Here is a 23,594-nt window from a genome sequence, read left to right as displayed (position 1 = left end):
ACCAGGGCTGCCAGTTCACCAGCAACGACTGGCAGTCGTTCCTGAAGGCGCACCGGATGGTGCCGAGCATGAGCCGTCGCGGGAACTGCCACGACAACGCCGTGGCCGAGAGTTTCTTCAGCGTCCTGAAGAAGGAGCGGATCAAGCGGCAGATCTACCCGACGCGAGCCACTGCTGCTTCGGACGTGTTCGACTACATCGAGATGTTCTACAACCCGATTCGCCGGCATGGTTCCGCTGGCGGCATGTCACCGGTAGAGTTCGAAAAGCGCTACGCGCAGAGCGGCGACTGAGTGTCTATGGAACTCTGGTCGGTCCAGAAGATCATCGACACCTGGCTCATCAACCGCTGCGCATCGTCGCCGTGCAGCACGTCGCGAATCACCGCGCGGCCCACGATCAGGCCCACGCCCGCCGACAGCCCCTGCAGCACGCGGAATGCCAGGAGCGTGCCCATGTCGCGCGAAAGCGCGCAGCCCACCGACGCCAGCGTGAACACCGCCAGCCCCCACAGGATCACCCGCTTGCGCCCGATCGCATCCGACAGCGGCCCATGCACCAGGCTCATGAGCGCGTACGCCACCAGGTACACGCTGAGCGTCTGCTGCATCGCCACCTTGTCCGCACCCAGCGCCGCGCCCATGACCGGAAACGCCGGAAAGATCGCGTCGATGGAGAACGGACCGAACATCGCCAGCCCACCCAGCAGGATGGCCAGCGTGCGGACGGAAATGGGCAGCCCATGGGCAGCGCCAGGTTTGGATGAAGGCGTGGAAGTCATCAAAGGGGTATGTATTCGGCGGAGCGGGCTTCACGTGCGCGAAGTCGCCAAGCGGTACAGGATATCGCCCCGGATCCGTGGGCACCCTCACACGGTCGCCGGCCCGATGCCATCTGGGCGCTGCAATGAGAAAGCCCCGCACAAGGCGGGGCTTTCCGGAGTACCGCGCGGGCCTCGATCAGGCCCACGGGTCCTGCAGCACCATCGTGTGCTCACGGTCCGGACCGGTCGAGACGATGGCCAGCGGGCAACCCGACAGCTCTTCCAGCGCACGCAGGTAGGCGCGCGCGGCCGGCGGCAGCTTGTCCCACTCGGTCACGCCGTGGGTGTTCTCGCTCCAGCCCGGGAACTCCAGGTACACGGGCTCGCACTCCTCCCAGCCCGCCGCGTCCAGCGGCGCGTACTCGGTGGTCTTGCCGCCGTACTTGTAGCCGATGCACACCTTCAGCTTCTCCATGCCGTCCAGCACGTCCAGCTTGGTGATGCACAGGCCGGTGATGCCGTTGATGGCCACCGCGCGCTTGAGCGCCACGATGTCCATCCAGCCGCAGCGGCGCGGGCGGCCGGTGGTCGCGCCGTACTCGGCGCCGCGATCGCGGATGCCCTGGCCCACTTCGTCGTGGAGTTCGGTCGGGAACGGGCCGCCACCCACGCGCGTGGCGTAGGCCTTGCAGATGCCCAGCACGTAGTCGATCGCGTCCGCGCCCACGCCGGTGCCCGCATACGCACCGCCCACCGTGGTGTTGGACGAAGTCACGTACGGGTAGGTGCCGTGGTCGATGTCCAGCAGCGAACCCTGCGCGCCTTCGAACAGCACGCGCTTGCCCTGCTTGCGCAGGTCATGGAGGATGCCGGCCACGTCGGACTTCATCGGCTCCACGTATTCGCCGAAGGCCAGGGCCTCGTCCAGCGTCTTCTGGTAATCCACCGCGTCGACGCCCAGGTACTGGGTGAGCACGAAGTTGTGGTAATCCATCGTGCTACGCAGCTTCTCGGCCAGCTCCTTGGGGTAGTGCAGGTCAGCCACGCGGATGCCGCGACGCGCCACCTTGTCCTCGTACGCCGGGCCGATGCCACGGCCGGTGGTGCCGATGGCGCCCTTGCCGGCGGCCTTCTCGCGAGCCTGGTCCAGCGCGATGTGGTACGGCATGATCAGCGGCGTGGCCGGGCTGATCTTCAGGCGCGAACGCACGTCCACGCCGGTGGCTTCCAGCTCGTCGATTTCCTTGCGCAGCGCGGCCGGGCTCAGCACCACGCCGTTGCCGATCAGGCACAGCGCGCCTTCGCGCAGGATGCCCGACGGGATCAGGTGCAGCACGGTCTTCTTGCCGCCGATGACCAGGGTGTGGCCGGCGTTGTGGCCACCCTGGAAGCGCACCACGGCACCGATTTCCTCGGTGAGCAGATCGACGATCTTGCCCTTGCCTTCATCGCCCCATTGGGCACCCAACACCACGACAGACTGACCCATGACTCGCTCCAATCAGGTTCCGCCGGGCCGATAGCGTAGGGGGAAGGCCGGGCAGAAAAGGTGAAGGGCCTGTCGGCCCCCCAGACACGGAAAAAGCCGGCGGGGATTGCCCCGGCCGGCTTTTGTGCATTATCCGGGTTTTGGGGGCTTGGGGCCAGTCTTTTTGCCGTTCACCGGATCCGATGGGCGGTATACGGGCACGCGGGCATTGCTACTCCCCTCCATCGGGGCATCCTGCCCCGAGTCGGGGCCGGCGGCCATCCATGGCCGCCTTTCCGCAATACCCACGTGCCCGCATCCCTCTCGTCGCTGCAAGGGAAGCCGTGGCTTTCGCTTTTTGTTTTACCCACCCAAGCCCCAAAAAACTCAGAACTGGTGCCGCACCCACATCAGCGACAGCAGCCCCAGGATCACCACGAACCCGCCAATCGCCCGCAGCCGCTGGTTGGGCATCGCATACAGCTGCTCCGCCGCCCGCTTCCAGCCCTGAGGGGCGGCAAACAGTACCAGCCCCTCCAGCACGGCCACCAGGCACAAGGCCGAGATCAGTTCCTCGGACACGCTCAGCGGTCTTTGTTCAGGTACTGCAGGAACTGATCGTCACGATCCAGCACGATCACGCCCTGCCCGTCCGCGAACGACTTGCGGTAGGCCTCCAGGCTGCGCTGGAACGCGTAGAAGCCCGGGTCCTTGTTGGCGGCGGCGGCGTAGGCCTTGGCCGCCTGTGCATCGCCCTCACCGCGCAGGCGCTGCGCATCGCGCTCGGCCTCGGCGGCGATGACCGCCTGCTCGCGGTCGGCCTCGGCGCGCACCGTATTGGCCTGCTCCGCGCCTTCGGCACGCAGGCGGCTGGCCACCTGCTGTCGCTGCGCACGCATGCGCCGGTAGACGTCCTGGATCACCTGGCTGTCGGTGGGCAGGTCGATCTGCTTGATGCGCATGTCCACGATGCGGATGCCCATCGTGGCCGCGCCGTCGTTGATCGCCTTCAACTGGCTGCCGATCACTTCCTGTCGGTTGCCGGACACCACCTGCTGCAGCGTGCGGGCATTGATCTCGTTGCGCAGCGAATCCTTGATGATCGGCGCCAGGCGCTGCACCGCCACGGACTCGTCGCCACCGGTGGCCCGGTAGAACGCGCGCACATCCTGGATCATGCCCACGGCGAAGAAGTCCACGCTGACGTCCTTGCGCTCGGACGTCAGGTAGCGCTCGGGCTCGGCGTCCAGCACCTGCAGGCGACGGTCGAACACACGCGCGGTTTCGACCAGCGGGAACTTGAAATGCAGGCCGGGACCGATGTCACTGCGCACCACGCGGCCGAACTGCAGCACCATGCCGGTCTGCCCTTCGTTGACCACGTACAGCGAACCCATCAGCGCCAGCAGCACGGCCACGGCGGTGGCGACCCAGAACGAGACTTTCATCGGGTGACCTCCTCACGGCCGGTGGGGCGTGGCGTGCGGCCACTGCGGGTGGATTGCTCGGCTGCCTGTTCGATCGCGGTGACGGCCGGCGCGAGGGTCTCCGGTGACAGCAGGTTACCGGGGGTGGAGCCGCCCTTCGCCGGCTCCATCGGCACGTAGAGCAACTGGCGCGAATCGCCGCCCACGATCTTGCGGTTGTCGGCCAGCACTTCCTGCACCGTTTCCAGCCACAGGCGCTTGCGGGTCACCTCGGGCGCGGCCTGGTACTGGTCCACCAGCAGCGAGAAGCGATCTGCGTCACCCTGTGCCCGGGCGATCGATGCGGTCTTGTAGCCTTCGGCCACGGTACGCACGCGCGCGGCCTGGCCGCGGGCTTCCGGCACCACCTGCGCGGCGTAGGCGCGGGCCTCGCTGATCAGGCGGTCCTTGTCCTGCTGCGCGCTGTTGACGTCGTCGAAGGCCGGCTTGACCTCCTCCGGCGGACGCGCGTTGGGCAGGTTCAACTCCGTCACCGCCAGGCCGGTGCGGTAGGCCGCCAGCGACTTCTGCAGCTGGTCGCGCGCGGACACCGCCAGCGCATTGCGCGCACCCAGTACGGTATCCAGCGTGGAACGGCCCACCTGCTCGCGCACCGTGCTCAGCGCGGCCTGCGCCAGCATGGCGTCGCCGTCGCGGGTACCGAACAGGTACATCTGCGGATCGCTGACGCGGTACTGCACGTTGATCTCGACCAGCACGATGTTCTCGTCGGCGGTCAGGACCGGCACGTTCTCGCTGAAGGTCTTGATCTGGGTGGCGTTGATCTTGGTCACCCGTTCGATCGGCCACGGCAACTTGAAGTGCGGGCCCGGCTGCATCACGCGCGCGAACTGGCCAAAACGCAGCACCACGCCACGCTGCTGTTCGGTGATCAGCACGAAGCAGTTGAAGACCAGCCACAGGCCAACGACTATCGCGACCCAGCGCAGGATGTTGCCGCCACTGCCGTCGCCGAACAGGCCGCGCAGCGGGTCCAACAGGGCGTCCAGGTTGCGTCCGCCGGGACCGCGACGCGGCGGACGACCGCTCGAGCCGCCCGAATTGCTACTGCCAGGGGTGTTCCAGGCCATGCCTGCTCCATGTAGTGAAACGGACCGGCAGGCGTGGCAAAGCCGACCTGCAGGCGCGTGTCGATTCTAGGTGGGGGCTCCGGCGGCCTCAAGCAAGGGCCGCAGGGCCTCGCCGTGGGGCTGGGCGAACAGGCGCTGGGCATCGGCCAGGGCGATGTCCACCTGCAGGCGCCAGCCGTGCTCGTCGCCCTGCTCACTGCGCACCACCCCGAGCTCGTGCAGGCGGGCGCGCAACCTTGCCGCCTGTGGCGGAATGCGCACCTCGCCGCGCACGTGGCGCAGCTCCAGGGCCTCGGCCATGGCGGTGTGCAGCAGGTCCAGGCCGACGCCATCGCGCGCCGAGAGCCAGACCCGCATCGGCCCCTCGCCCGGCTGGTCCAGCCGCGGCGCGGCACCTTCGAGCCGATCGATCTTGTTGAACACCAGCACCTGCGGGATGTCGCCAGCACCGATTTCGGCCAGCACCGCGTTGACCTGGGCAATGCGCTCGTCGCGCAGCGGGTCAGCCGCGTCGATGACATGCAGCAGCAGGTCGGCCTCCCGTGATTCCGATAACGTGGACCGGAATGCCGCCACCAGCGCATGCGGCAGGTCGCGCACGAAACCCACGGTGTCGGCCAGGGTCACGCTGCCGCCGGACAGGTCGATACGGCGCACCGTGGGGTCCAGCGTGGCGAACAGCTGGTCGGCCGCGTAGGCCTCCGCGCCGGTGAGCGCGTTGAACAGGGTGGATTTCCCGGCGTTGGTGTAACCCACCAGCGCCACGCGTGGCATCTCGCTGCGCAGACGCGCACGGCGCATCTGCGAGCGCTGCACCTCCACCTTGGCCAGCCGTCGTTGCAGCGATTCCAGCCGCGCCTGCAGCATGCGGCGGTCCAGCTCAAGCTGCGTTTCGCCCGGGCCGCGCAGGCCGATGGCGCCGCCACGCTGGCGTTCCAGGTGGGTCCAGCCGCGCACCAGCCGGGTGGACATGTGGCGCAATTGCGCCAGTTCCACCTGCAGCTTGCCCTCGTGGCTGTGCGCGCGCTGGGCGAAGATGTCCAGGATCAGCCCGGTACGGTCCACCACCCGGCGCTGCAACGCGCGCTCCAGGTTGCGCTCCTGGGTGGGCGTCAGTGCGAAGTTGACCAGGATGAGGTCTGCGCCGCTGGCTTCCACCGCCGCCTTGATCTCCTCCAGTTTGCCGCTGCCGATGAGCGTGGCGGCATTGGGCCGGTCGATGCGCGCGGTCATGACCGCCGCGATCGTCGCGCCGGCCGACCGGGCCAGGTCGGTGAATTCCTCCAGCAGCCCCTCGTCGGGTGGTCCGCCGGCGTGCGGCTGGATCAGCAACGCGTGCTCGCCCTTGCGGGATCTCTCAAAAAACACGCGCGCTCACTTCCCGGGGACGGCCTGACAGGCCGTCATTCTGCCTCGTCGGCGCCCTCGTCGCCTTCACCCGGCTGCATCTGGCCACCGCTCGGCCCCACGCGCACGTTGCGCGCCGGCACCACGGTGGAAATGGCGTGCTTGTAGACCATCTGGCTGACCGTATTGCGCAGCAGCACGACAAACTGGTCGAAGGACTCGATGGTGCCCTGCAGCTTGATGCCGTTGACCAGGTAAACCGAGACCGGTACGCGCTCGCGGCGCAGGGCGTTCAGGAAAGGATCCTGCAAGGACTGTCCCTTGGACATCAGAGTGTTCCCCAACATTAGCGTTCTAGTTATGGGCGGGACCTCCACGGCCATCCGCGTCGCCGGTAGCTGTCCCCACAGCGGCGATGGGCCGATGGTAACGCAATCCCGCACGATGGGGACTTCCCCGCCACGGCGAATTGCGCGACGGCCGTCGCACTCGCGCTCAGCGGCGCATCGAAGGCGGCAGGAACATCGCCAGCGCCCGCTCCAGCCCTTCGCGCTGGGTGGCCGGGTCGAACCAGCGCGCATCCAGCTCCCCGCGCAGCCACGTGAGCTGCCGCTTGGCCAACTGGCGGGTGGCGAAAATGCCGCGATCGCGGAACTCCGCCGCGCTGCTGCCGCCGTCCAGGTATTCCCACGCCTGCCGATAGCCGACGGCGCGCAAGGCAGGCAGCTCCAGCGGGGCCGGGTGGACCTGCAATCGCGGTAGGCTGCGCAGCGCCCGCACCTCGTCCAGGAAGCCGGCCGCCAGCATGGCGTCGAACCGTTGCTCGATGCGTGCATGCAGTACCGCCCGGTCGGCCGGGGCCAGCACCAGCTTGAGCACGCGGAACGGCAAGCGCGGGACCATCAGCCCTTCGCGACGCCACTCGGTGATGGTGCGGCCGGACAGGCGATGGACCTCCAGTGCGCGCTGGATGCGCTGGGCATCGGTCGCGTGGATGCGGCGGGCCGCCTCCGGATCGAGCACCGTCAGTTCGGCGTGCAACGCGGCCCAACCGCGCTCGGCCGCCTCTGCCTCCAGTTGCGCGCGTGTGGCGGGGTCGGCCTCGGGCATCGGCGACAGCCCGCGCAGCAACGCGTGGAAGTACAGACCCGTGCCGCCGGCCAGCACCGGCACCCGTCCACGGGCGGCGATGCCCTCCATCGCCACCCGGGCCTGCTGGGCGAAATCAGCTGCCGAAAAGGGCTGCCACGGGTCACGAACGTCGACCAGGTGGTGCGGTACCCGCTGTAGTTCGCTGGCGGTCGGCTTGGCCGAACCAATGTCCAGCCCGCGGTAGACCAGCGCGGAGTCGACGCTGACGATCTCGCCGCCCAGCCGCTCGGCCCAGTCCAGCGCCAGCGCGGTCTTGCCCGATGCCGTGGGCCCCATCAGGGCAATGGCGACGGGTCGGTGGTCCAGCGGTTCGACGGTCATGGCAGGCCGATCATGCGGCACGTGACAGCCATTGTGCGATGGGCATCTCAGTGCCGATTTTCGCGCAGCGATGCGCGGACCTGCTGGTGCGTCACCTGCACCGCGTCCGGCGGCGCCTTGTCGAGCAGGCTGACCACCACGATCGCCACCGTCGCCACGATGAACCCGGGTACGATCTCGTACATCGCGCTGCCGGTCTGCTTCCACAGGATCACCGTGAGCGCGCCGGCCACCATGCCCACGAGCGCGCCATTGCGCGTCATGCGGTGCCAGACCAGCGACAGGATCACCACCGGCCCGAACGCGGCACCAAAGCCGGCCCAGGCGTAGCTGACCAGGCCCAGGACCCGGCTGTCGGGGTCTCGCGCGATGGCGATGGCCAGCAGCGACACCGCCAGCACCGAGGCGCGCCCCACCCAGACCAGCTCGCGCTGGCTGGCCGTGGGCCGCAGGAAGCCGCGGTAGAAATCCTCGGTAATGGCACTGGAGCACACCAGCAGCTGGCACGACAGCGTGCTCATCACCGCGGCCAGGATCGCCGACAGCAGCACGCCGGCGATCCACGGGTTGAACAGTTGCTCGGCCAGCGTGATGAACACGCGCTCGGGATTCTGGTTTACCGGCGCGGCGGCTTCCGGGTGGGCGGCGAAATACGCGATGCCGAAGAAGCCCACCGCGATCGCCCCGCCCAGGCAGAGCACCATCCAGGTCATGCCGATCCGGCGCGCCCTGGGAATGGAGCTGACGTGGTCCGCTGCCATGAACCGCGCCAGGATATGGGGCTGGCCGAAGTAGCCCAGGCCCCATGCCGCGGCGGACACCACGGCCATGATTCCGCCAGCCCCGATCCACTCAAGCCGGCTGGGGTCGACCTGCTCGATCAGTGCCAGGCTCGGCTGGATGCCGCCGTTGCTGATCACCACGATGACCGGCGTGAGCAGCAGTGCGAAGATCATCAGCGAAGCCTGCACGGTGTCGGTCCAGCTCACCGCCAGGAAGCCGCCGATCAGCGTGTAGGCGATCGTTGCCGCGGCGCCATACCACAGCGCTTGCGCATACGGCACGCCGAACACGCTTTCGAACAGCCGCGCGCCCGCCACGATGCCCGAGGCGCAATAGACCGCGAAGAACACCAGGATGACCAGCGCCGAGAAAATGCGCAGCAGCCGTCCGCTGTCGGCAAAGCGGTGGGTGAAGTAGTCCGGGAGGGTCAAGGCGTTGTTCGTGCGCTCGGTGTACACCCGCAGCGGGCCGGCCACGAAGCGCCAGTTGAGGTAGGCGCCCACGGTCAGGCCGATGGCGATCCAGGCCTCGGACAGTCCCGTGAGGTACAACGCCCCCGGCAGGCCCATCAGCAACCAGCCGCTCATGTCCGAGGCACCGGCCGACAGCGCGGTGACGAAGCTGCCCAGCGAACGGCCGCCCAGGATGTAGTCGTCGAAGTTGCGCGTGGACCGCCAGGCGATGAAACCGATCATGACCATCGCGATCAGGTACAGCCCGAAGGTCACGAGCAGCGGCGTGCTGGCGGTCATCTGGTTCTTTCCCCCTGGATCAGTGCGGGAGCTTACCTCAGCGCGGAACTGTCGGACCGGCCGCACCGCGTCTGGTCGATGCGGCAATGCAGCAGCCGGGTCGATCCTGGCGCGGTCCGCGCGCGGTTGTTCACAGGGCCTGTGGACAACCTCCGGGATAAGCTTGGGGAGCAAACGCCACGGCCCAGCAGCGATGGGGTGCGCAAGAGGTTTGGTCAAAATTTCACCATGCCGGAAAGCAGTGGATCCGCGCCGGCATGCAGTTGTGCACATCGCCTGTGGACAACCATTGGGATGACGATGTGGGCAACGTCGCGCAGCCCTTGCGGGGTGGGCGTGTCAATACATTTGGCTATTTCTTGACCACGCGCCAACGCAACGAAAAAGCTTGACATGCACGAGGTTCGTGCGCGCGAAGTTCAATCCTCGTCCGGCCAGCGGATCGAAGGCGTCGCGCTGCGAACCCGCGGCATGGGTTGGGCCGCAACGGCATTCCACACCTTCAACGCATCCACCGTTTCGGCCACGTCGTGCACGCGCAGCAGCATCGCCCCGCGCTGCGCCGCGATCAGGTGCGCCGCCACCGACCCGGCCACGCGCTCGCGTGGCACGTCGCGTCCGGTGATCTCGCCGATGCTGCGCTTGCGCGACAGGCCGGCCAGTACCGGCACGCCCAGGTCGGCGAAGCGCTCGAGCTGGGCCAGCAGCGCGAGGTTGTGCTGTGTGTCCTTGCCGAAGCCGAACCCCGGATCGACGACCAGGCGCTTCTTGGGAATCCCGGCCATCTCCGCCGCGAACAGCCGCTCCGCCAGGAACCGGTGCACCTCGCCGACCACGTCGTCGTACCGGGGCGCGGCCTGCATCGAACGCGGCTCGCCCAGCATGTGCATCAACACCACCGGCACGCCCAGCGCCGCTGCCGCATCCAGCGCACCCTCCTGCCGTAACCCGTAGATGTCGTTGATCATGCCTGCGCCAGCCTCCACCGCCGCACGCATCACCTCGGGCTTGTAGGTGTCCACGCTGATCGGCAGTGACGTGGCCTCGCGCAGCCGCCGCACCAGTGGCACCACGCGGCGCAGTTCCTCCTCCACCGGCACTTCATCAGCGCCGGGCCGGGTGGACTCGCCGCCCACGTCGAGGATGTCCGCCCCCTGCCCCGCCAGAAGCACGCCATGCGCGACAGCCGCCTCCAGCGTGTCGTGCTCGCCACCATCGGAAAAGGAGTCCGGGGTGATGTTGACGATACCCATCACCCGCGGCCGGTCCAGGACCAGCATGCGGCCGTTGCAATCCAGCGTGGGAGCGATGTCGAACATGGCGGGCATCCTTGGAAGTACGAGTGCGCAGACTACCAAGCACACCATGGGACACGGTACCCGTGCGGGATCATATTGCACGCGCGCGGATGCGACTGGCAGGAAGCGACATGGGCTCCTGCATTTTCCGGCCCTCGCGACAGCCGCTGTCGGACAGGCGCTGCCTGGCGCCACGAGCGGACACCACTCGGCGCCGGCCCCCAAAAGCAAAAGGCCGGGTCAAACCCGGCCTCTCCCATGCAGGTTGACGTCAGCGCCTCAGGTCTGCGCCGCTGGCCCACCAATGGCACCGCCCGGGGTCTCGGCATCGTCCTTGGACGCGCGACCGGACTTGGTCCACTCCGCAGGCGGACCCGGCTCACGCCCGGCCATGATGTCGTCGATCTGCTTGGCGTCGATGGTCTCGTACTGCAGCAGCGCGTCGGCCATGGTGTGCAGCTTGTCGAGGTTGTCGCGCAGGATCTGGGTGGTGCGCGCGTAGGCCTGGTCCAGGATGCCGCGCACCACTTCGTCGATCCGCGCCGCCGTCTCGTTGGACACGTTCTTGTGCTGCGTCACCGAGCGGCCGAGGAACACTTCGTCCTCCTCCTCGCTGTAGGCGATCGGGCCCATGGCATCGCTCAGGCCCCACTTGGTGACCATGTTGCGGGCCATCTTGGTGGCGCGCTCGATGTCGTTGGACGCCCCCGTGGTGACCTTGTCGGCACCGAAGATCAACTCCTCCGCCACGCGCCCACCGTACAGCGAGCACAGCTGCGACTGGATGGCGACCTTGTTCAGCGAGTACTTGTCGCCTTCCGGCAGGTACATGGTCACGCCCAAGGCCCTGCCCCTGGGAATGATCGTGACCTTGTAGACCGGGTCGTGCTCGGGCACCAGGCGGCCGACGATGGCGTGGCCGGCCTCGTGGTAGGCGGTGAGCTTCTTCTCGTCCTCGCTCATCGCCATCGAGCGGCGCTCGGCACCCATCAGGATCTTGTCGCGGGCGCGGTCGAAGTGGTCCATGCGGACTTCCTTCGCGTTCTCGCGCGCGGCGAACAGCGCGGCCTCGTTGCACAGGTTGGCCAGGTCGGCGCCGGAGAAGCCCGGGGTGCCGCGTGCAATCGTCATCGGCTCCACGTCGGCATCCAGCGGCAGCTTGCGCATGTGCACGCGCAGGATCTGCTCGCGGCCCTTCACGTCCGGCAGGCCGACCACCACCTGGCGGTCGAAGCGACCAGGCCTCAACAAAGCAGGATCCAGCACGTCCGGACGGTTGGTCGCGGCGATCACGATCACGCCCTCGCCACCCTCGAAGCCGTCCATCTCGACCAGCAGCTGGTTGAGGGTCTGCTCGCGCTCGTCATGGCCGCCGCCCAGGCCGGCGCCACGGTGGCGGCCGACGGCGTCGATTTCATCGATGAAGATGATGCACGGCGCGTGCTTCTTGGCGGTCTCGAACATGTCGCGCACGCGGCTGGCGCCCACGCCGACGAACATCTCGACGAAGTCCGAACCTGAAATGCTGAAGAACGGCACCTTGGCCTCGCCGGCAATGGCGCGCGCCAGCAGGGTCTTGCCGGTGCCCGGCGGGCCGACCATCAGCACGCCACGCGGGATCTTGCCGCCCAGCTTCTGGAACCTGGAGGGGTCGCGCAGGAATTCGACCAGCTCGCCGACTTCCTCCTTGGCCTCGTCGCAGCCGGCGACGTCGGCGAAGGTCACCTTCACCTCGTTCTCGCCCTGCATCTTGGCCCGCGACTTGCCGAAGCTCATCGCGCCCTTGCCGCCGCCCTGCTGCATCTGGCGCATGAAATACACCCAGATGCCGATGAACAGCAGCCACGGCAGGATGTTGATCAGGATGTACACCAGCGACGGCCCGTTGGCCGGCGGGGTCTGCTCGATGGCGACCTTGTGCTGGATCAGGTCGTTGACCAGGTCCTTGTCGCCGGGGTTGTACGTGGTGAAGGACTTGCCGTCCTTGAACTGGCCATTGATGGTGGTCCGGTCCTCGGCGATGGTCACCTTGGCGATGCGGTCGTTCTGCACCTGCTGCACGAACTGGTCGTACGCCAGCGGCTCGCTGACGGCGGTGCGCGGACCGAATGCCTGGAACACCACCATCAACACGACGGCGACGACCACCCAGAGCAGCAGATTCTTGGCCAAATCGTTCATGTGCCTACCTTACGCGCAACCGCCTGCCGAAACATTGTCAAAACCCGCCATTTGCTGAACGGCGCTACCGTACCCACGCGCAGGGATGCCCTACTTCGGCACCGCCCGCTTGCCCTGTGCCAGCGCGTACACCTCGGGCGAGCGCTTGCGCGACGCCTCCGGCTTGCGGATCACGACCTTGTCGTAGCGCTTGCGCAGCTCACGCACGTAGTCGTCGAACCCCACGCCCTGGAACAGCTTGATCAGGAACGCGCCGCCGGTGCGCAGGTGCCTGTCGGCGAAGTCCATGGCCAGCTCCGACAGGTACAGCGCCCGCGGCATGTCCACCGCGTCCATCCCGCTCTTATTGGGGGCCATGTCGGAAAGCACAAGGTCCACCGGCTTGTCCCCGACCATGGTCTCAAGCTGGGCCAGGACTTCATCGTCCCGGAAGTCACCCTGCAGGAACTCGACCCCGGCCATCGGCGCCATGGGCAGGATGTCGATGGCGATGACCCGGCCACTGCCGGCCAGGCGCGCCTGGACCAGCTGCGACCAGCTGCCCGGCGCCGAGCCCAGGTCGACCACGGTCATGCCCGGCTTCAGCAGCCTGTCGCGATCGACCAGTTCCTCGAGCTTGTAGATGGCACGCGAACGGGCACCTTCCTTCTTGGCCTTCTTCACGAAGGGATCGGAAACGTGCTCCTGCAACCAGCGCTGACTGCTTTTGCTGCGGGTGGCCATGGCGATGCGGGTGGGGGAAGGCCGTCATGATACCCTGAGCGCCCTGCCACACCCCTGTTGCGTGCTCCGATGTCGACCGTGCTGACTTCCGCCCAGACCCGCTTCCTGCGCGGCCAGGCCCATGACCTGAAGGCGATGTTGCAGGTGGGTGGCAAGGGCATCACGGACGCGCTGGTGGCCGAGGTGGACGTGGCACTGGAGCACCACGAGCTGATCAAGGTGAAGGTGGGCGCGGCGGACCGCGAGGCGCGCGACGCCATGATCGACGACCTCACCGGCCGCACCGGGTCCGCGCTGGTGCAGCGCATCGGCCATACCGCCGTGCTGTACCGCCCGAGCAAGGACAAGCGCCAGATCGTGCTGCCCCGCTCTTGAGTCCCGGGACCGGAGCGCGCCCATGCAGCTCAACCTTGAACGCCCCGACTACGAATTCTTCCTGCGTGCCGCCAATGGCACCTCCGCGCTGGTCAATGACCGCGCGCTGACGGCCAGCTTCGTGCTGGCCCCGGACACGCTGATCGAGGCGTGGTCGGTGAGCGATGCCAAGGCACTCACCGCCGAGGATCTGGAACCGCTGCTGGCGTTGGCGCCGGAGGTGGTGATCCTCGGCACCGGCCCCGCACAGGTGTTCCCGTCCGCCGCGGTGATGGCGGCCTGCCTGAGGCGGCACGTGGGCCTGGAAGTGATGTCGAATGCGGCCGCGGCCCGCACGTTCAACGTGCTGGCCGGGGAACACCGTAAAGTCGTGGCTGGCTTCATCCTGCCGGGCTGATGCGCCGCCGCGCGGCCGATATTGGGACCGCCCGATTACCGGGATCACCTGGTTGGTGGGCCGCCGTGCGCTTGGGGTGACCCGGATGGCCGCGTAGACAACCTGAAGGGAGCTTTTGTGCATCTACCTGCGACTGTTCGGTTGCCATCCTTGAAATGGCCGGCTGCGGCACTCCTGGTGCTTGTCGGTTTTGACGCCGGTGCCGCCATCCCGACCGCCGAAGCCGAACAGCTGGTCCGCGAGTTCACCAAGGCGAGCGGCGCTCCCGGGCTTTCAGTCTCCGTGGGTCGTTGCGACCGAATTGTCTGGTCTGAGGGCTTCGGCTTTGCCGATGTTGAACAGCGGGTTCCAGTAGCGCCCGCTGTAACCAGGTTCAGAATTGGAAGCGTCGCAAAGCCGATGACCGCGCTTGCGCTCACCACGTTGATTGCGAGAGGCCGCATCGATCTTGATGCCGACGTGCGGCGATATGTGCCGACCTTCCCGAGAAAAGAGCACGACTTCAGCGTCAGGCAGCTGGCGGGACACTTGGCCGGCATACGGCACTACGCTGGTGATGAGGCATACAGCCGGACGCACTACGCCAGCGTGGGTGATGCCCTGGCGATCTTCAAGGATGATCCTCTGGTTGCGCCCCCAGGCAAGGAATGGAGGTACTCCTCCTACGGCTACAACCTCCTGGCCGCCGTTATCGAGCAAGCCTCAAACAAGGCCTTCCTCGACCATATGGCCGAATCAGTATTCGTCCCCTTGGGGATGGCGGACACGGAAGCCGATCATATTGGCCAGATAGTGCCCCATCGGGGCCGCTACTACGTGCGCCGCGAGGGCAAACTCCTCAATGAACCCGAGGTAGACAACAGCAACAAGTGGGCAAGTGGCGGCATTCTTTCCACGACAGATGATCTTGTGCGGTTCGGGCTTGCCCACTTCGATGATCGCCTGGTTTCACCTGACATGCGAAACATCCTGTGGACGGAGCAGAGGACCTCCGCAGGTGCCAATACGGGTTACGGCATTGGATGGCGAACCGTCGTCGATGCAGAGGGAAACCGGTGGATCGGCCACGGTGGAGGTTCCATCGGGGGCACAACCCAGTTCTGGCTGTTCCCCGATCAACAACTCGTCATTGCAGTGGCCAGCAATATGACGGAGCTTGACTACGGCGATCTTCTCCCCCGGCTTCGGAACCTCTTTACCGATAGCCCGGCGATTCGGACTGGATGCTCTCGTCCGAAAGTGGGGTAACAGCCACCTGCGAGGGGACTCACCGCTTGGGCAGGTACTGCAGCGGATCGACCGGCTTGCCGTTGTAACGCACCTCAAAGTGCAGCATGTCGCGTGGCGCGCCACTGCGCCCCATCTCCGCGATCTGTTGCCCCACCTTCACCAGTTGGCCTTCGTTGACCATGCGCTTGCGGTTGTGGCCATAGGCCGACAGCCACTCGTCGTTGTGCTTGATGATGATCAGTTCGCCGTAGCCCACCAGGCCGGAGCCCGAATAGACCACCACGCCGTCGCCTGCGGCGCGCACCGGTGCCCCGCTGCCGCCGGCGATGCCGATGCCCTGCCTGGTCGGCTCGCCCGCCACGTAACGGCTGATCAGCTCGCCATCGGCAGGCCAGCGCCATTTGACGTTGCTCACCACGGGCACGGCCGCCGGGGCGGCGGGCTTGGCGGCCGCCACGCTTGTCGGCTTGGACGTGGGGGCCGGTGTTGCAGGTTTGCCGCCGCGACTTTCCGAGCGGCTCGGCGTGGACGGTCGGGTGGAGGCCACCGCACCACCGGGATAGAGCTTCAGGCGCTGGCCCGGATAAATGGTGTACGGCGTGGGAATCCCGTTCCACGCGGCCAGGTCACGGGCCTGGATACCGTTTGCCTTGGCGATGCCGTACAGCGTGTCGCCACGCGCCACCACGGCAACCACGCCCGGCTTGGATACCGAAGGTGCCGCGGACTCGCGGACCACCGTGGTTTTCGCACACGCGGCCAGCAGCACGGCGGCGGTGAACAGGCTGGCGGCACGCACCGCCAGGGAATTGTGTCTGGAAATGTTGATCATGCGCCTCGTCTATTGCTCCATGTCTTCATGCCCGGCCGACGAGGCGACCCGACCGCCGGACGACGCGGACCTTCATCTCAGCCCGCCAACCGCTGCCACAATCCGTGCAGCGCCACGCCACCGCCACCAATCAGCACGCTGAAGTAGAGGATGGTGCCGATGCTGGAAAGGTGCCCCAGCAACATGGCCACGCCGTCGCGCTGCACCAGCCCCACGGCGTAGAACAGCAACGCGATCGCCGGGAGCGTGTTGCTGAACGGCACGAACCCGAAGGGCGCCATCAACAATAGCGCGGCCAGGATGAAGGCCAGGTTGTTGAACATCGCCTGCGCCCGACCGTCGACCAGTACACGCAGGCGATGCGGCCGGCTGATCTTTTCCAGGCGGCGCACCCAGCCCAGTCCACCCATGAGGCCCGGGCGAAGCTTGTCAGCGGGCAACGCGCGGTCGCGCACGCGCGCGGGCAGCCACAACGGCCGGCCGCTGAGCCGGCTGATGCCCACCAGCAGGATGGCGGCGCCAAACACGGTGCTCACGCCCGGAATCGACACCGGAATCAGGAACACCAGTGTCAGCAGCATCGTCAGCAGCAGCAGGCCTTCGTCGCCGAACACCTGCAGCAGTTCGCCAAGCGTGAGCCTGTCTTCGGGAAGGTTGCGGATGATGTGGTCCAGCTGCTCGCCCAGCGAGGCGGAGGCGGGCGGAACCTGGGTGCCGGCGAACGCGTCGTGTTGGCTCATGCTCAATCGACCATGCCCGACAGCAACGGCACGAACACTACCGCCCCCAGCGTCTGCTGGGTGATCCGGCCGTCGGCTTCGCGCTGCAGGCACAACAGGGATTGGGAATTGGCCGCGCCAACCGGCGCGACCAGGATGCCGCCTACCGCCAGTTGCCCGGTCAACGCCTCGACCAGCGACGGCGCCGCGGCGGTGACGATGATCGCGTCGAACGGGCCATTCTCCGCCCAGCCGATGCGCCCGTCGTCGTGCTTGCTGCGGATGTTGAGGCCCAGCTGGCGGAAACGCTTGCGCGCCGTGCGCAGCAACTCGCCGATGCGCTCGACGGTATGCACTTCCAGGCCCAGCGCCGCCAGAACCGCGGCCTGGTAGCCGGATCCGGTGCCGATTTCCAGCACCTTTTTCGGCTCACACGCCAGCAGCGCTTCGGTCATCTTCGCCACCACCCACGGCTGCGAGATGGTCTGCCCCTGCCCGATCGGCAGTGCGGTGTCCTCGTAGGCGCGACTGGCGAGTACTTCATCGATGAACAGGTGCCGCGGCACGGTGCGGATGGCGTTGAGCACGCGCTCGTCGCGGATGCCGTTCTCGCGCAGGCGCTCGACCAGGCGGTCACGCACGCGCTGCGAGGTCAGGCCGGAGCCGAGGGCCTCGGGCTGCAGGCGCATGCGCACGCTCACGGCGCGGCCTCCCCGGCGTGGCTGCGCAGGGCGTCGGTCAGCCCCCCCACCCAACTCGCCACCTGCTCGAGCGCCTGGTACCGGGTCAGGTCGATCTGGATAGGGGTGATCGAGATGTGGCCGGTGCGCACGGAATGGAAATCGGTGCCGGGACCGGCATCCTGCTCGGGGCCGGCGGCACCCACCCACCACCATTGGCGACCGCGCGGGTCCTGCTGCGGCACGCAGGCCTCGGAGCGATGGCGGTTGCCGAGCCTGGTGACTTCGAAACCACGCACGTCTTCCCACGGAATGTCGGGGACATTGACGTTGAGGATGGTGTCGGCAGGCAGCGGATCACTGGTCAGGCGCGCGATGATCTCGGCGGCGGCGCGGGCGGCGGTGTCGTAGTGGCGGCCTTCGTGGTCGCGGGTCACCAGCGACATCGCCACCGACGGCAGGCCAAGGAAGCGACCTTCCATCGCGGCGGCGACGGTACCGGAATAGATCACGTCATCGCCCAGGTTGGGCGCGTTGTTGATGCCCGACACCACGATATCCGGCTCGACGTCCAGCATGCCGGCAATGGCCACGTGCACGCTGTCGGTAGGCGTGCCGTGCACGCGCCAGGTCTGCTCGTCCAGCCGCACCACGCGGATCGGGCCATCCAGGGTGAGGGAGTTGCTGGCCCCCGAGCGGTCGCGATCGGGCGCCACCACCAGCACCTCATGGCCGGCGGCGCGCAGGCCCTGCGCCAATGCGCGGATGCCCGGCGCATCAACGCCATCGTCGTTGCTGACCAGTACTCGCATGGATTCGCGGAAAACCTCGTATCGCCTGGGGGAATGGGCCCTGGGCCGTGCGCGCGTCGACGCAGCGGCGGGCGGCCGAAGGACCATCATAGCCGATGACGAATGGCCGCCCTGCCTGCTCGGCCGCACTTCGCCTTGCGTTGTCGGCATGGCGCGCTAGGCTCTGGGAATGGCACGCAAGCATGAACCCTCCGACGACGACCACGCGCTGTTCATCAGCGCGATCGGCGACGTGCGCCGGCTGGACGACGCGCCCGTGCCGCCCGCCGCGCCCAAGCCGCGGCCGCGTGCACGCATGGCCGAACTGGACGAACAGGCCGCCCGCGATACCTTCCGCCACGCACTGGATGCCAGCCTGCTGGAGGCCGGGGACGCCCTCGCCTACCGGCGGGACGAATTGCCTGCCCGCACCTGGCAACGGCTGAAGCGGGGCGAGCTTTCCGCCCAGGAGGAACTGGACCTGCACGGCACCGACGCGCGCACGGCCGAAGCCCTGCTGCGCGCGTTCCTCAACGACGCCCGCCGGCATGGGCTCGGCTGCGTGCGGGTGATCCACGGCAAGGGACGGCAAAGCGAGGGCGCGCCGGTACTCAAGAACCTGGTCGACCGGATGCTGCGGCACCGCGCGGACGTACTGGCGTTCCACTCGGCGCCGCCTGCGCAGGGCGGCACCGGAGCGGTGGTGGTGCTGCTGGCGCCGCCGAAGCGGCGTTGACGCTCAACGCATGGCCTGGCGCGGGTCGCCGGTCCGGGCCGCGGGGCGCTTGGTGGGTGGGTTGACCCATACCACTTCGATACCACGGCGCTGGGCGATCTGCTCCACCGCGGCGATGTAGGCCGTGTCCCGGTCCTGCAACGATGGCACCGGCTGGGGTGCCACGTAACCGGACTCCTTCTGCATGCTGCTGCAGCCCGCCGTGGACGCGACGGCCAGGACTGCGATCATCGATACGATGCCTGCCTTCATGACGACACCTCCCGGTGTACGCGATCAATGCGGAGCGGTGGATACCGTCCCTCATTGCGCTTATACGCCGTCGATCCGCCACCGCCAGTGCCGTCGGACCGCCGCCGACAAGCGGTCGCTGCTCAGCCGTTGGCGGGCACGCGGGATGCATCGGTGACCTCGCCGAGCTCGGCCAGTACCGACGTGGCATAGGTGCCCGCAGGCAGTTCGAAGCGCAGCGCCAAAACGTCCGCGGACAACCATTCCCACGCCAGCGCGGCGGGGCGCAGGCGCAGCGCGCGACGCTCCTGGTCCAGCCCGGCCTTCTCGAGGCCTCGGCGCAACGACATCGCGACATCATCTGTTAGTGCTGCCTGCTCGCGGGCTGCCACCTCGCCCTGGCTGCGCAGCTCGCCACGCCCCCACAGGGGCCCCGTGGGATGGATGTCGAAGGCCTCCAGGCGGCGGCGCAGGTCGTCGGTCATTGGTTCGGGACCGAACACGCTGCGGCGGCCATCGAGCATCCACACCTCGCCGTCCAGCGGCTGCTGCCAGGTACCGGATTCGACGCGTGCGGCCAGCACGCGGTTGAACAGCTCGGAACGCGCCGCCGACAGCAGCAGGCCGCGCTTCTCGCGTGCCACCCGGCGCCCGCGGAACATCGCCAGTGCCTGCGCGACGTTGTCGCCCTCGCGGCCGAAGCGCTGCTCGCCAAAATAGTTGGGCACGCCCTGCTCCGCGATGCGCTGCAGACGCGCCTCGATGGCTGCGTGGTCGCCTTCCACGCCACGGAGCACCAGCGCGAAGCGGTTGCCCGCCAGCGCGCCACGCGGCAGCTTGCGCGAGTGCCATTGGTGCTCGAGCACGTGCAGGTCATCGGACTGCAGCAGCGCCAGGTCGGGCGCCACCTTCTTCGGCAGGTGCACGCTGATGCGCTGGCGGGTGACCGCATGCCGGTCCTTCAGGCCCGCGTAACCGATGGCGATCTCGCCCACGCCCGCCCAGGCGGCAATGCGCTTGGCCGCGAAGGCGGTGTTCATGCCGCGCTTTTCGATGGCCAGCAACAGGTGTTCGCCCGCGCCGGACGGCTCGAAGCCGGCGATCTCCTCGACGAAGAAGTCTTCCGGGGTGGCCCGGAACCGTGCGCGCAATACCGGGGCGCCATGGGCGGTGGGCAGGCTGCCGGTCGGGGGAGCCTGCGCAGGCTCGTGGGCGGTGCTTGTGCCGGCCGCATGCACTGCAGGTTCGTCGGCTGGCGCGGGGGCGTCGGGCGTAGTGCCAGTCATGGACATCATGCCGGCATCACGCCTTGACCAGCAGGCACACGGCCATGGCGGCTATGCCTTCGCCGCGGCCGGTGAACCCCATGCGTTCGCTGGTGGTCGCCTTGACGCTCACGGCATCGAGACCAATGCCCAGCTCGGCCGCCAGCAACGCACGCATCGCATCGGCGTGGGGCCCGACCTTGGGCCGCTCGCAGACGACGGTGATGTCGGCATTGCCGACACGCCAGCCGCCTTGCCCGGCGATGAGCCCGTTGCAGTGGCGGAGGAACAGCAGGCTGTTGGCGTCCTTCCACTGCGGGTCGCCGGGCGGAAAATGTCGACCGATGTCGCCCAGCGCCAGCGCACCGAGCATGGCATCGCACAGCGCATGGATCACCACGTCGCCATCGGAATGGGCGACGATGCCGCGCTCGTGCGGCACCCGCACGCCGCCCAGCATGACGTGGTCGCCGTCGCCGAAGGTGTGCACGTCGTAGCCCTGGCCAATGCGGAAATTCATGCCCTGCCCCTGCGTGGTGTGGGTTGCGGTTGCCGCATCCGTTGCATCGCCTGTCATCCGCTTGCGCCGACACTGGCCCTGCGTGAAAGAAGGTAGTCCGCCAGCACGAGATCGGCGGGCGTGGTGACCTTGAGGTTGTCTTCGCGGCCCTCGACCAGAAGCGGCCGTGCGCCGGCACGTTCCATCGCCATGGCTTCGTCGGTGGCCAGCACGCCTGACGCACGCACGGCGCGCAATGCGGCGGACAGCGCGTCACGACGGAACGCCTGCGGGGTGAAGGCGCGCCATAGTCCTTCGCGCGGTTCGGTGGCGACGATGGTGCATTCCGTGTCCGCGCGCTTGAGCGTGTCCCGCACCGGAGCGCCGAGGATGGCGCCGTCGGCATGCGCGGTGGCCGCCGCGATCAGCCGGTCGAGGTCATCCGCCGCCAGGTTGGGCCGGGCGGCGTCGTGGACCAGCACCAGCGCGTTGGTGGGGGCATCGGCAGGCAGCGCGTCGAGCGCGGCCAACACCGAATCCGCGCGTTCACCGCCCCCTACGCAACACAGCACCGGCTTGCCCTGCAGCGAAGTCCATCCCGGCCAACGCGCGTCGTCAGCCGCGAGCGCCACCATTGCACCCACCACTTGGGGATGGGCCAGCAGCGTGGTCAATGCGTGCTCGATCAACGGCCTGCCCGCCGCCTGCAGGTATTGCTTGGGCACCTCGCCACCAAAGCGCGTGCCGCGCCCTGCCGCGGGAACCACTGCCCAGACGGTCGCTCCACTCACGGCGCAGGCCGACCTTCGCCGTCGGACCCAGACTCTCCGGCAACGTCGGCAGGGGCTCCGGAGTCATCGGCACCACCATCGGATGCCGCGCCTGCACCCTGCGGCTCCACCACGCGGTAGAACGTCTCGCCGGGCTTGATCATGCCCAGTTCGCTGCGCGCGCGGTCCTCGACCGCGGCCTCGCCGGACTTCAGGTCCTCGACTTCCGCCGCCAGCGCATCATTGCGCTGTTTCAGCCCGCCGTTCTCGCGGGCCTGCGCTTCGACCTTCTGCTGGAGGTCGGCCACCGAACGGCTGCCGCCCTCCCCGAACCACAGGCGCATCTGCAGGAACACAAGCAGCGCGACCAGCGCCACCAGCAGGACCCGGATCCAGCGCATGCGGCGACTGGGCCCTTAACGCTTCAGCGAGACGAACGCGTCGCGACCGGCGTACTTCGCGGCGGCGCCGAGGGCTTCCTCGATGCGCAGCAGCTGGTTGTACTTGGCCACGCGGTCGCTGCGGCACAGCGAACCGGTCTTGATCTGCGTCGCGGTGGTCGCCACGGCGATGTCGGCGATGGTGGTGTCCTCGGTCTCGCCCGAGCGGTGCGAGACGATGGCCGCGTACTGGTTGGCATCGGCCATGGCGATGGCTTCCAGCGTCTCGGTCAGCGTGCCGATCTGGTTGACCTTGATCAGGATGGCGTTGGCCACGGCCTGGTCGATGCCTTCCTTGAAGATGCGCGGGTTGGTCACGAACAGGTCGTCGCCCACCAGCTGCACCTTGTTGCCGATGCGCTCGGTCAGCAGCTTCCAGCCCGCCCAGTCGTGCTCGGACATGCCGTCTTCGATGGTGATGATCGGGTACTGCGCGCACCAGTTGGCCATGAAGTCGACGAACTGCTCGCTGGTCAGGCGCTTGCCTTCGCCGGTGAGGTTGTACTTGCCGTTCTCGAAGAACTCGCTGGAGGCCACGTCCAGGCCCAGCAGGATGTCCTCGCCGGCCTTGTAACCGGCCTTGCCGATAGCCTCGAGGATGGTCTCGAGCGCTTCCTCGTTGCTGCGCAGGTCGGGGGCGAAACCGCCCTCGTCGCCCACCGCCGTGCCCAGGCCGCGGCCTTTGAGCACCGACTTCAGCGCATGGAACACCTCGGTGCCGGCGCGCAGCGACTCGGCGAAGTTGCCCACGCCCACCGGCAGGATCATGAACTCCTGCATGTCGACGTTGTTGTCGGCATGCGCGCCGCCGTTGATGATGTTCATCATCGGCACCGGCAGCGCGACGTCGCGGCCACCGGCGAGGTACTGCCACAGCGGCTGCTTGCGCGAGGCGGCCATGGCATGGGCGTTGGCCATCGACACGCCCAGCAGCGCGTTGGCGCCAAGGCGGCCCTTGTTCTCGGTGCCGTCGAGGTCGATCAGGCGCTTGTCCAGGCCGGCCTGGTCGGCGGCATCGAAGCCGGCCAGCGCGGCGGCGATCGTGGTGTTGACGTTGGCCACGGCATTGCGCACGCCCTTGCCCAGGTAACGGGTCTTGTCGCCGTCACGCAGTTCCACGGCCTCCTTGGTGCCGGTCGAGGCGCCCGAGGGCACCATCGCGCGGCCGAAGCTGCCATCGGCGAGGGTGACTTCGGCTTCCAGCGTGGGGTTGCCGCGGCTGTCGAGGATCTCGCGGGCGTGGACTTTGGCGATCGTGGTCATCGGTGTACTGACGTTCCTGGC

26 protein-coding genes and 1 pseudogene are annotated in these 23,594 nt (G+C 67.8%); 5 read left to right on the top strand and 22 right to left on the bottom strand.

All coding sequences use genetic code 11. From position 1 onward, the window contains the following. A partial coding sequence (locus IP93_RS12465; RefSeq protein ID WP_144816182.1) for an IS3 family transposase occupies nt 1–293 on the top strand: 293 nt, incomplete at its 5' end. Nucleotides 294–319: 26 nt separating this feature from the next. On the opposite strand, the pseudogene IP93_RS12460 reads toward IP93_RS12465, so the two are convergent. From IP93_RS12460 to rlmE, 12 genes and pseudogenes are all read right to left on the bottom strand, one after another. Continuing rightward, nucleotides 320–781, bottom strand: a pseudogene (locus IP93_RS12460) (MFS transporter); the annotation flags it as partial. A gap of 178 nt (nt 782–959) precedes the next feature. Next, nucleotides 960–2,252, bottom strand: a complete 1,293-nt coding sequence (locus IP93_RS12455; protein WP_144816180.1) for an adenylosuccinate synthase — start codon at nt 2,250–2,252, stop codon at nt 960–962. 366 nt (nt 2,253–2,618) lie between these two features. Continuing rightward, nucleotides 2,619–2,813, bottom strand: a complete 195-nt coding sequence (locus IP93_RS12450) for a DUF2065 domain-containing protein (RefSeq protein ID WP_425480050.1) — start codon at nt 2,811–2,813, stop codon at nt 2,619–2,621. Nucleotides 2,814–2,815: 2 nt separating this feature from the next. Further along, entirely contained in the window at nt 2,816–3,679 is an 864-nt protein-coding gene (gene hflC, locus IP93_RS12445) for a protease modulator HflC (RefSeq protein WP_144816176.1), read from the bottom strand. After that, the gene (gene hflK / locus IP93_RS12440) at nt 3,676–4,788 is read right to left on the bottom strand and encodes an FtsH protease activity modulator HflK (protein WP_144816174.1); all 1,113 of its coding nucleotides are present in this window, start codon (nt 4,786–4,788) and stop codon (nt 3,676–3,678) included. The genes hflC and hflK overlap by 4 nt, the downstream gene beginning before the upstream one ends. 66 nt (nt 4,789–4,854) lie before the next feature. Continuing rightward, the gene (gene hflX, locus IP93_RS12435) at nt 4,855–6,156 is read right to left on the bottom strand and encodes a ribosome rescue GTPase HflX (protein ID WP_144816172.1); all 1,302 of its coding nucleotides are present in this window, start codon (nt 6,154–6,156) and stop codon (nt 4,855–4,857) included. A 35-nt stretch (nt 6,157–6,191) separates the two neighbouring features. Continuing rightward, nucleotides 6,192–6,464, bottom strand: a complete 273-nt coding sequence (gene hfq / locus IP93_RS12430) for an RNA chaperone Hfq (protein ID WP_144816170.1) — start codon at nt 6,462–6,464, stop codon at nt 6,192–6,194. Between the two features lie 166 nt (nt 6,465–6,630). After that, nucleotides 6,631–7,608, bottom strand: coding sequence for a tRNA (adenosine(37)-N6)-dimethylallyltransferase MiaA (gene miaA, locus IP93_RS12425; protein WP_144816168.1), 978 nt, complete (start codon nt 7,606–7,608; stop codon nt 6,631–6,633). A gap of 47 nt (nt 7,609–7,655) precedes the next feature. Beyond that, nucleotides 7,656–9,143 carry a sodium/proline symporter PutP gene (gene putP, locus IP93_RS12420; protein WP_144816166.1) on the bottom strand — a complete coding sequence of 496 codons (1,488 nt, stop codon included), beginning with the start codon at nt 9,141–9,143 and terminating at the stop codon, nt 7,656–7,658. A gap of 419 nt (nt 9,144–9,562) precedes the next feature. Beyond that, nucleotides 9,563–10,462 carry a dihydropteroate synthase gene (folP, locus tag IP93_RS12415; protein WP_144816165.1) on the bottom strand — a complete coding sequence of 300 codons (900 nt, stop codon included), beginning with the start codon at nt 10,460–10,462 and terminating at the stop codon, nt 9,563–9,565. 258 nt (nt 10,463–10,720) lie between these two features. Further along, complete coding sequence (gene ftsH, locus IP93_RS12410) at nt 10,721–12,622, bottom strand: ATP-dependent zinc metalloprotease FtsH (RefSeq protein WP_144816163.1); 1,902 nt, start codon at nt 12,620–12,622, stop codon at nt 10,721–10,723. 90 nt (nt 12,623–12,712) lie between these two features. Further along, entirely contained in the window at nt 12,713–13,345 is a 633-nt protein-coding gene (rlmE, locus tag IP93_RS12405; protein ID WP_144816161.1) for a 23S rRNA (uridine(2552)-2'-O)-methyltransferase RlmE, read from the bottom strand. 69 nt (nt 13,346–13,414) lie between these two features. Here rlmE and yhbY point away from each other — a divergent pair, with 69 nt between their 5' ends. From yhbY to IP93_RS12390, 3 genes are all read left to right on the top strand, one after another. After that, nucleotides 13,415–13,720: a ribosome assembly RNA-binding protein YhbY gene (yhbY, locus tag IP93_RS12400; RefSeq protein WP_144816159.1), complete on the top strand. Its 306-nt coding sequence runs from the start codon at nt 13,415–13,417 to the stop codon at nt 13,718–13,720. 22 nt (nt 13,721–13,742) lie between these two features. Then, nucleotides 13,743–14,117: an Mth938-like domain-containing protein gene (locus tag IP93_RS12395; protein ID WP_144816157.1), complete on the top strand. Its 375-nt coding sequence runs from the start codon at nt 13,743–13,745 to the stop codon at nt 14,115–14,117. 150 nt (nt 14,118–14,267) lie between these two features. Then, nucleotides 14,268–15,365, top strand: coding sequence for a serine hydrolase domain-containing protein (locus tag IP93_RS12390; RefSeq protein WP_158636339.1), 1,098 nt, complete (start codon nt 14,268–14,270; stop codon nt 15,363–15,365). A 19-nt stretch (nt 15,366–15,384) separates the two neighbouring features. Here IP93_RS12390 and IP93_RS12385 read toward each other — a convergent pair whose 3' ends face one another. From IP93_RS12385 to surE, 4 genes are all read right to left on the bottom strand, one after another. After that, entirely contained in the window at nt 15,385–16,179 is a 795-nt protein-coding gene (locus tag IP93_RS12385) for a peptidoglycan DD-metalloendopeptidase family protein (RefSeq protein ID WP_144816154.1), read from the bottom strand. Between the two features lie 77 nt (nt 16,180–16,256). After that, a complete protein-coding gene (locus IP93_RS12380; protein ID WP_144816152.1) occupies nt 16,257–16,919 on the bottom strand; it encodes an exopolysaccharide biosynthesis protein in 663 nt (220 codons plus the stop codon). Nucleotides 16,920–16,921: 2 nt separating this feature from the next. Further along, on the bottom strand, nt 16,922–17,599 hold the full coding sequence (locus IP93_RS12375; RefSeq protein WP_144816150.1) for a protein-L-isoaspartate(D-aspartate) O-methyltransferase: 678 nt from the start codon (nt 17,597–17,599) through the stop codon (nt 16,922–16,924). Beyond that, on the bottom strand, nt 17,596–18,390 hold the full coding sequence (surE, locus tag IP93_RS12370; protein WP_144816148.1) for a 5'/3'-nucleotidase SurE: 795 nt from the start codon (nt 18,388–18,390) through the stop codon (nt 17,596–17,598). The genes IP93_RS12375 and surE overlap by 4 nt, the downstream gene beginning before the upstream one ends. A 169-nt stretch (nt 18,391–18,559) precedes the next feature. On the opposite strand from surE, the gene IP93_RS12365 reads away from it, so the two are divergent. Beyond that, a complete protein-coding gene (locus IP93_RS12365) occupies nt 18,560–19,105 on the top strand; it encodes a Smr/MutS family protein (protein ID WP_144816146.1) in 546 nt (181 codons plus the stop codon). A 3-nt stretch (nt 19,106–19,108) separates the two neighbouring features. Here IP93_RS12365 and IP93_RS12360 read toward each other — a convergent pair whose 3' ends face one another. From IP93_RS12360 to eno, 6 genes are all read right to left on the bottom strand, one after another. Next, nucleotides 19,109–19,357 carry a hypothetical protein gene (locus IP93_RS12360; RefSeq protein WP_144816144.1) on the bottom strand — a complete coding sequence of 83 codons (249 nt, stop codon included), beginning with the start codon at nt 19,355–19,357 and terminating at the stop codon, nt 19,109–19,111. Between the two features lie 122 nt (nt 19,358–19,479). After that, nucleotides 19,480–20,622, bottom strand: a complete 1,143-nt coding sequence (gene truD, locus IP93_RS12355) for a tRNA pseudouridine(13) synthase TruD (protein ID WP_144816142.1) — start codon at nt 20,620–20,622, stop codon at nt 19,480–19,482. A gap of 16 nt (nt 20,623–20,638) precedes the next feature. Further along, complete coding sequence (gene ispF, locus IP93_RS12350; RefSeq protein ID WP_144816140.1) at nt 20,639–21,121, bottom strand: 2-C-methyl-D-erythritol 2,4-cyclodiphosphate synthase; 483 nt, start codon at nt 21,119–21,121, stop codon at nt 20,639–20,641. 53 nt (nt 21,122–21,174) lie between these two features. Next, nucleotides 21,175–21,891: a 2-C-methyl-D-erythritol 4-phosphate cytidylyltransferase gene (ispD, locus tag IP93_RS12345; RefSeq protein ID WP_144816138.1), complete on the bottom strand. Its 717-nt coding sequence runs from the start codon at nt 21,889–21,891 to the stop codon at nt 21,175–21,177. After that, nucleotides 21,888–22,271 (bottom strand): cell division protein FtsB, encoded by a 384-nt coding sequence (ftsB, locus tag IP93_RS12340; protein ID WP_144816136.1) that lies wholly within the window; start codon nt 22,269–22,271, stop codon nt 21,888–21,890. Before ftsB ends, ispD begins: the two co-directional genes overlap by 4 nt. Nucleotides 22,272–22,286: 15 nt before the next feature. Continuing rightward, entirely contained in the window at nt 22,287–23,573 is a 1,287-nt protein-coding gene (eno, locus tag IP93_RS12335; RefSeq protein ID WP_144816134.1) for a phosphopyruvate hydratase, read from the bottom strand. Between the last annotated feature and the right edge of the window lie 21 nt (nt 23,574–23,594).

Origin of the sequence: Aerolutibacter ruishenii (genome assembly GCF_007830115.1) — a bacterium.
GTDB lineage: Bacteria > Pseudomonadota > Gammaproteobacteria > Xanthomonadales > Xanthomonadaceae > Aerolutibacter > Aerolutibacter ruishenii.
This window is presented reverse-complemented; position numbering and strand designations above follow the sequence as displayed.

Bases quoted from the DNA above. Each gene is read 5' to 3' on its own strand.
- IP93_RS12455 (WP_144816180.1), bottom strand. From the start codon at position 2,252: ATGGGTCAGTCTGTCGTGGTGTTGGGTGCCCAATGGGGCGATGAAGGC.
- hflC (WP_144816176.1), bottom strand. From the start codon at position 3,679: ATGAAAGTCTCGTTCTGGGTCGCCACCGCCGTGGCCGTGCTGCTGGCG.
- hflK (WP_144816174.1), bottom strand. From the start codon at position 4,788: ATGGCCTGGAACACCCCTGGCAGTAGCAATTCGGGCGGCTCGAGCGGT.
- hfq (WP_144816170.1), bottom strand. From the start codon at position 6,464: ATGTCCAAGGGACAGTCCTTGCAGGATCCTTTCCTGAACGCCCTGCGC.
- miaA (WP_144816168.1), bottom strand. From the start codon at position 7,608: ATGACCGTCGAACCGCTGGACCACCGACCCGTCGCCATTGCCCTGATG.
- putP (WP_144816166.1), bottom strand. From the start codon at position 9,143: ATGACCGCCAGCACGCCGCTGCTCGTGACCTTCGGGCTGTACCTGATC.
- folP (WP_144816165.1), bottom strand. From the start codon at position 10,462: ATGTTCGACATCGCTCCCACGCTGGATTGCAACGGCCGCATGCTGGTC.
- ftsH (WP_144816163.1), bottom strand. From the start codon at position 12,622: ATGAACGATTTGGCCAAGAATCTGCTGCTCTGGGTGGTCGTCGCCGTC.
- rlmE (WP_144816161.1), bottom strand. From the start codon at position 13,345: ATGGCCACCCGCAGCAAAAGCAGTCAGCGCTGGTTGCAGGAGCACGTT.
- yhbY (WP_144816159.1), top strand. From the start codon at position 13,415: ATGTCGACCGTGCTGACTTCCGCCCAGACCCGCTTCCTGCGCGGCCAG.
- IP93_RS12395 (WP_144816157.1), top strand. From the start codon at position 13,743: ATGCAGCTCAACCTTGAACGCCCCGACTACGAATTCTTCCTGCGTGCC.
- IP93_RS12385 (WP_144816154.1), bottom strand. From the start codon at position 16,179: ATGATCAACATTTCCAGACACAATTCCCTGGCGGTGCGTGCCGCCAGC.
- IP93_RS12380 (WP_144816152.1), bottom strand. From the start codon at position 16,919: ATGAGCCAACACGACGCGTTCGCCGGCACCCAGGTTCCGCCCGCCTCC.
- surE (WP_144816148.1), bottom strand. From the start codon at position 18,390: ATGCGAGTACTGGTCAGCAACGACGATGGCGTTGATGCGCCGGGCATC.
- IP93_RS12365 (WP_144816146.1), top strand. From the start codon at position 18,560: ATGGCACGCAAGCATGAACCCTCCGACGACGACCACGCGCTGTTCATC.
- IP93_RS12360 (WP_144816144.1), bottom strand. From the start codon at position 19,357: ATGAAGGCAGGCATCGTATCGATGATCGCAGTCCTGGCCGTCGCGTCC.
- truD (WP_144816142.1), bottom strand. From the start codon at position 20,622: ATGACTGGCACTACGCCCGACGCCCCCGCGCCAGCCGACGAACCTGCA.
- ispF (WP_144816140.1), bottom strand. From the start codon at position 21,121: ATGAATTTCCGCATTGGCCAGGGCTACGACGTGCACACCTTCGGCGAC.
- ftsB (WP_144816136.1), bottom strand. From the start codon at position 22,271: ATGCGCTGGATCCGGGTCCTGCTGGTGGCGCTGGTCGCGCTGCTTGTG.
- eno (WP_144816134.1), bottom strand. From the start codon at position 23,573: ATGACCACGATCGCCAAAGTCCACGCCCGCGAGATCCTCGACAGCCGC.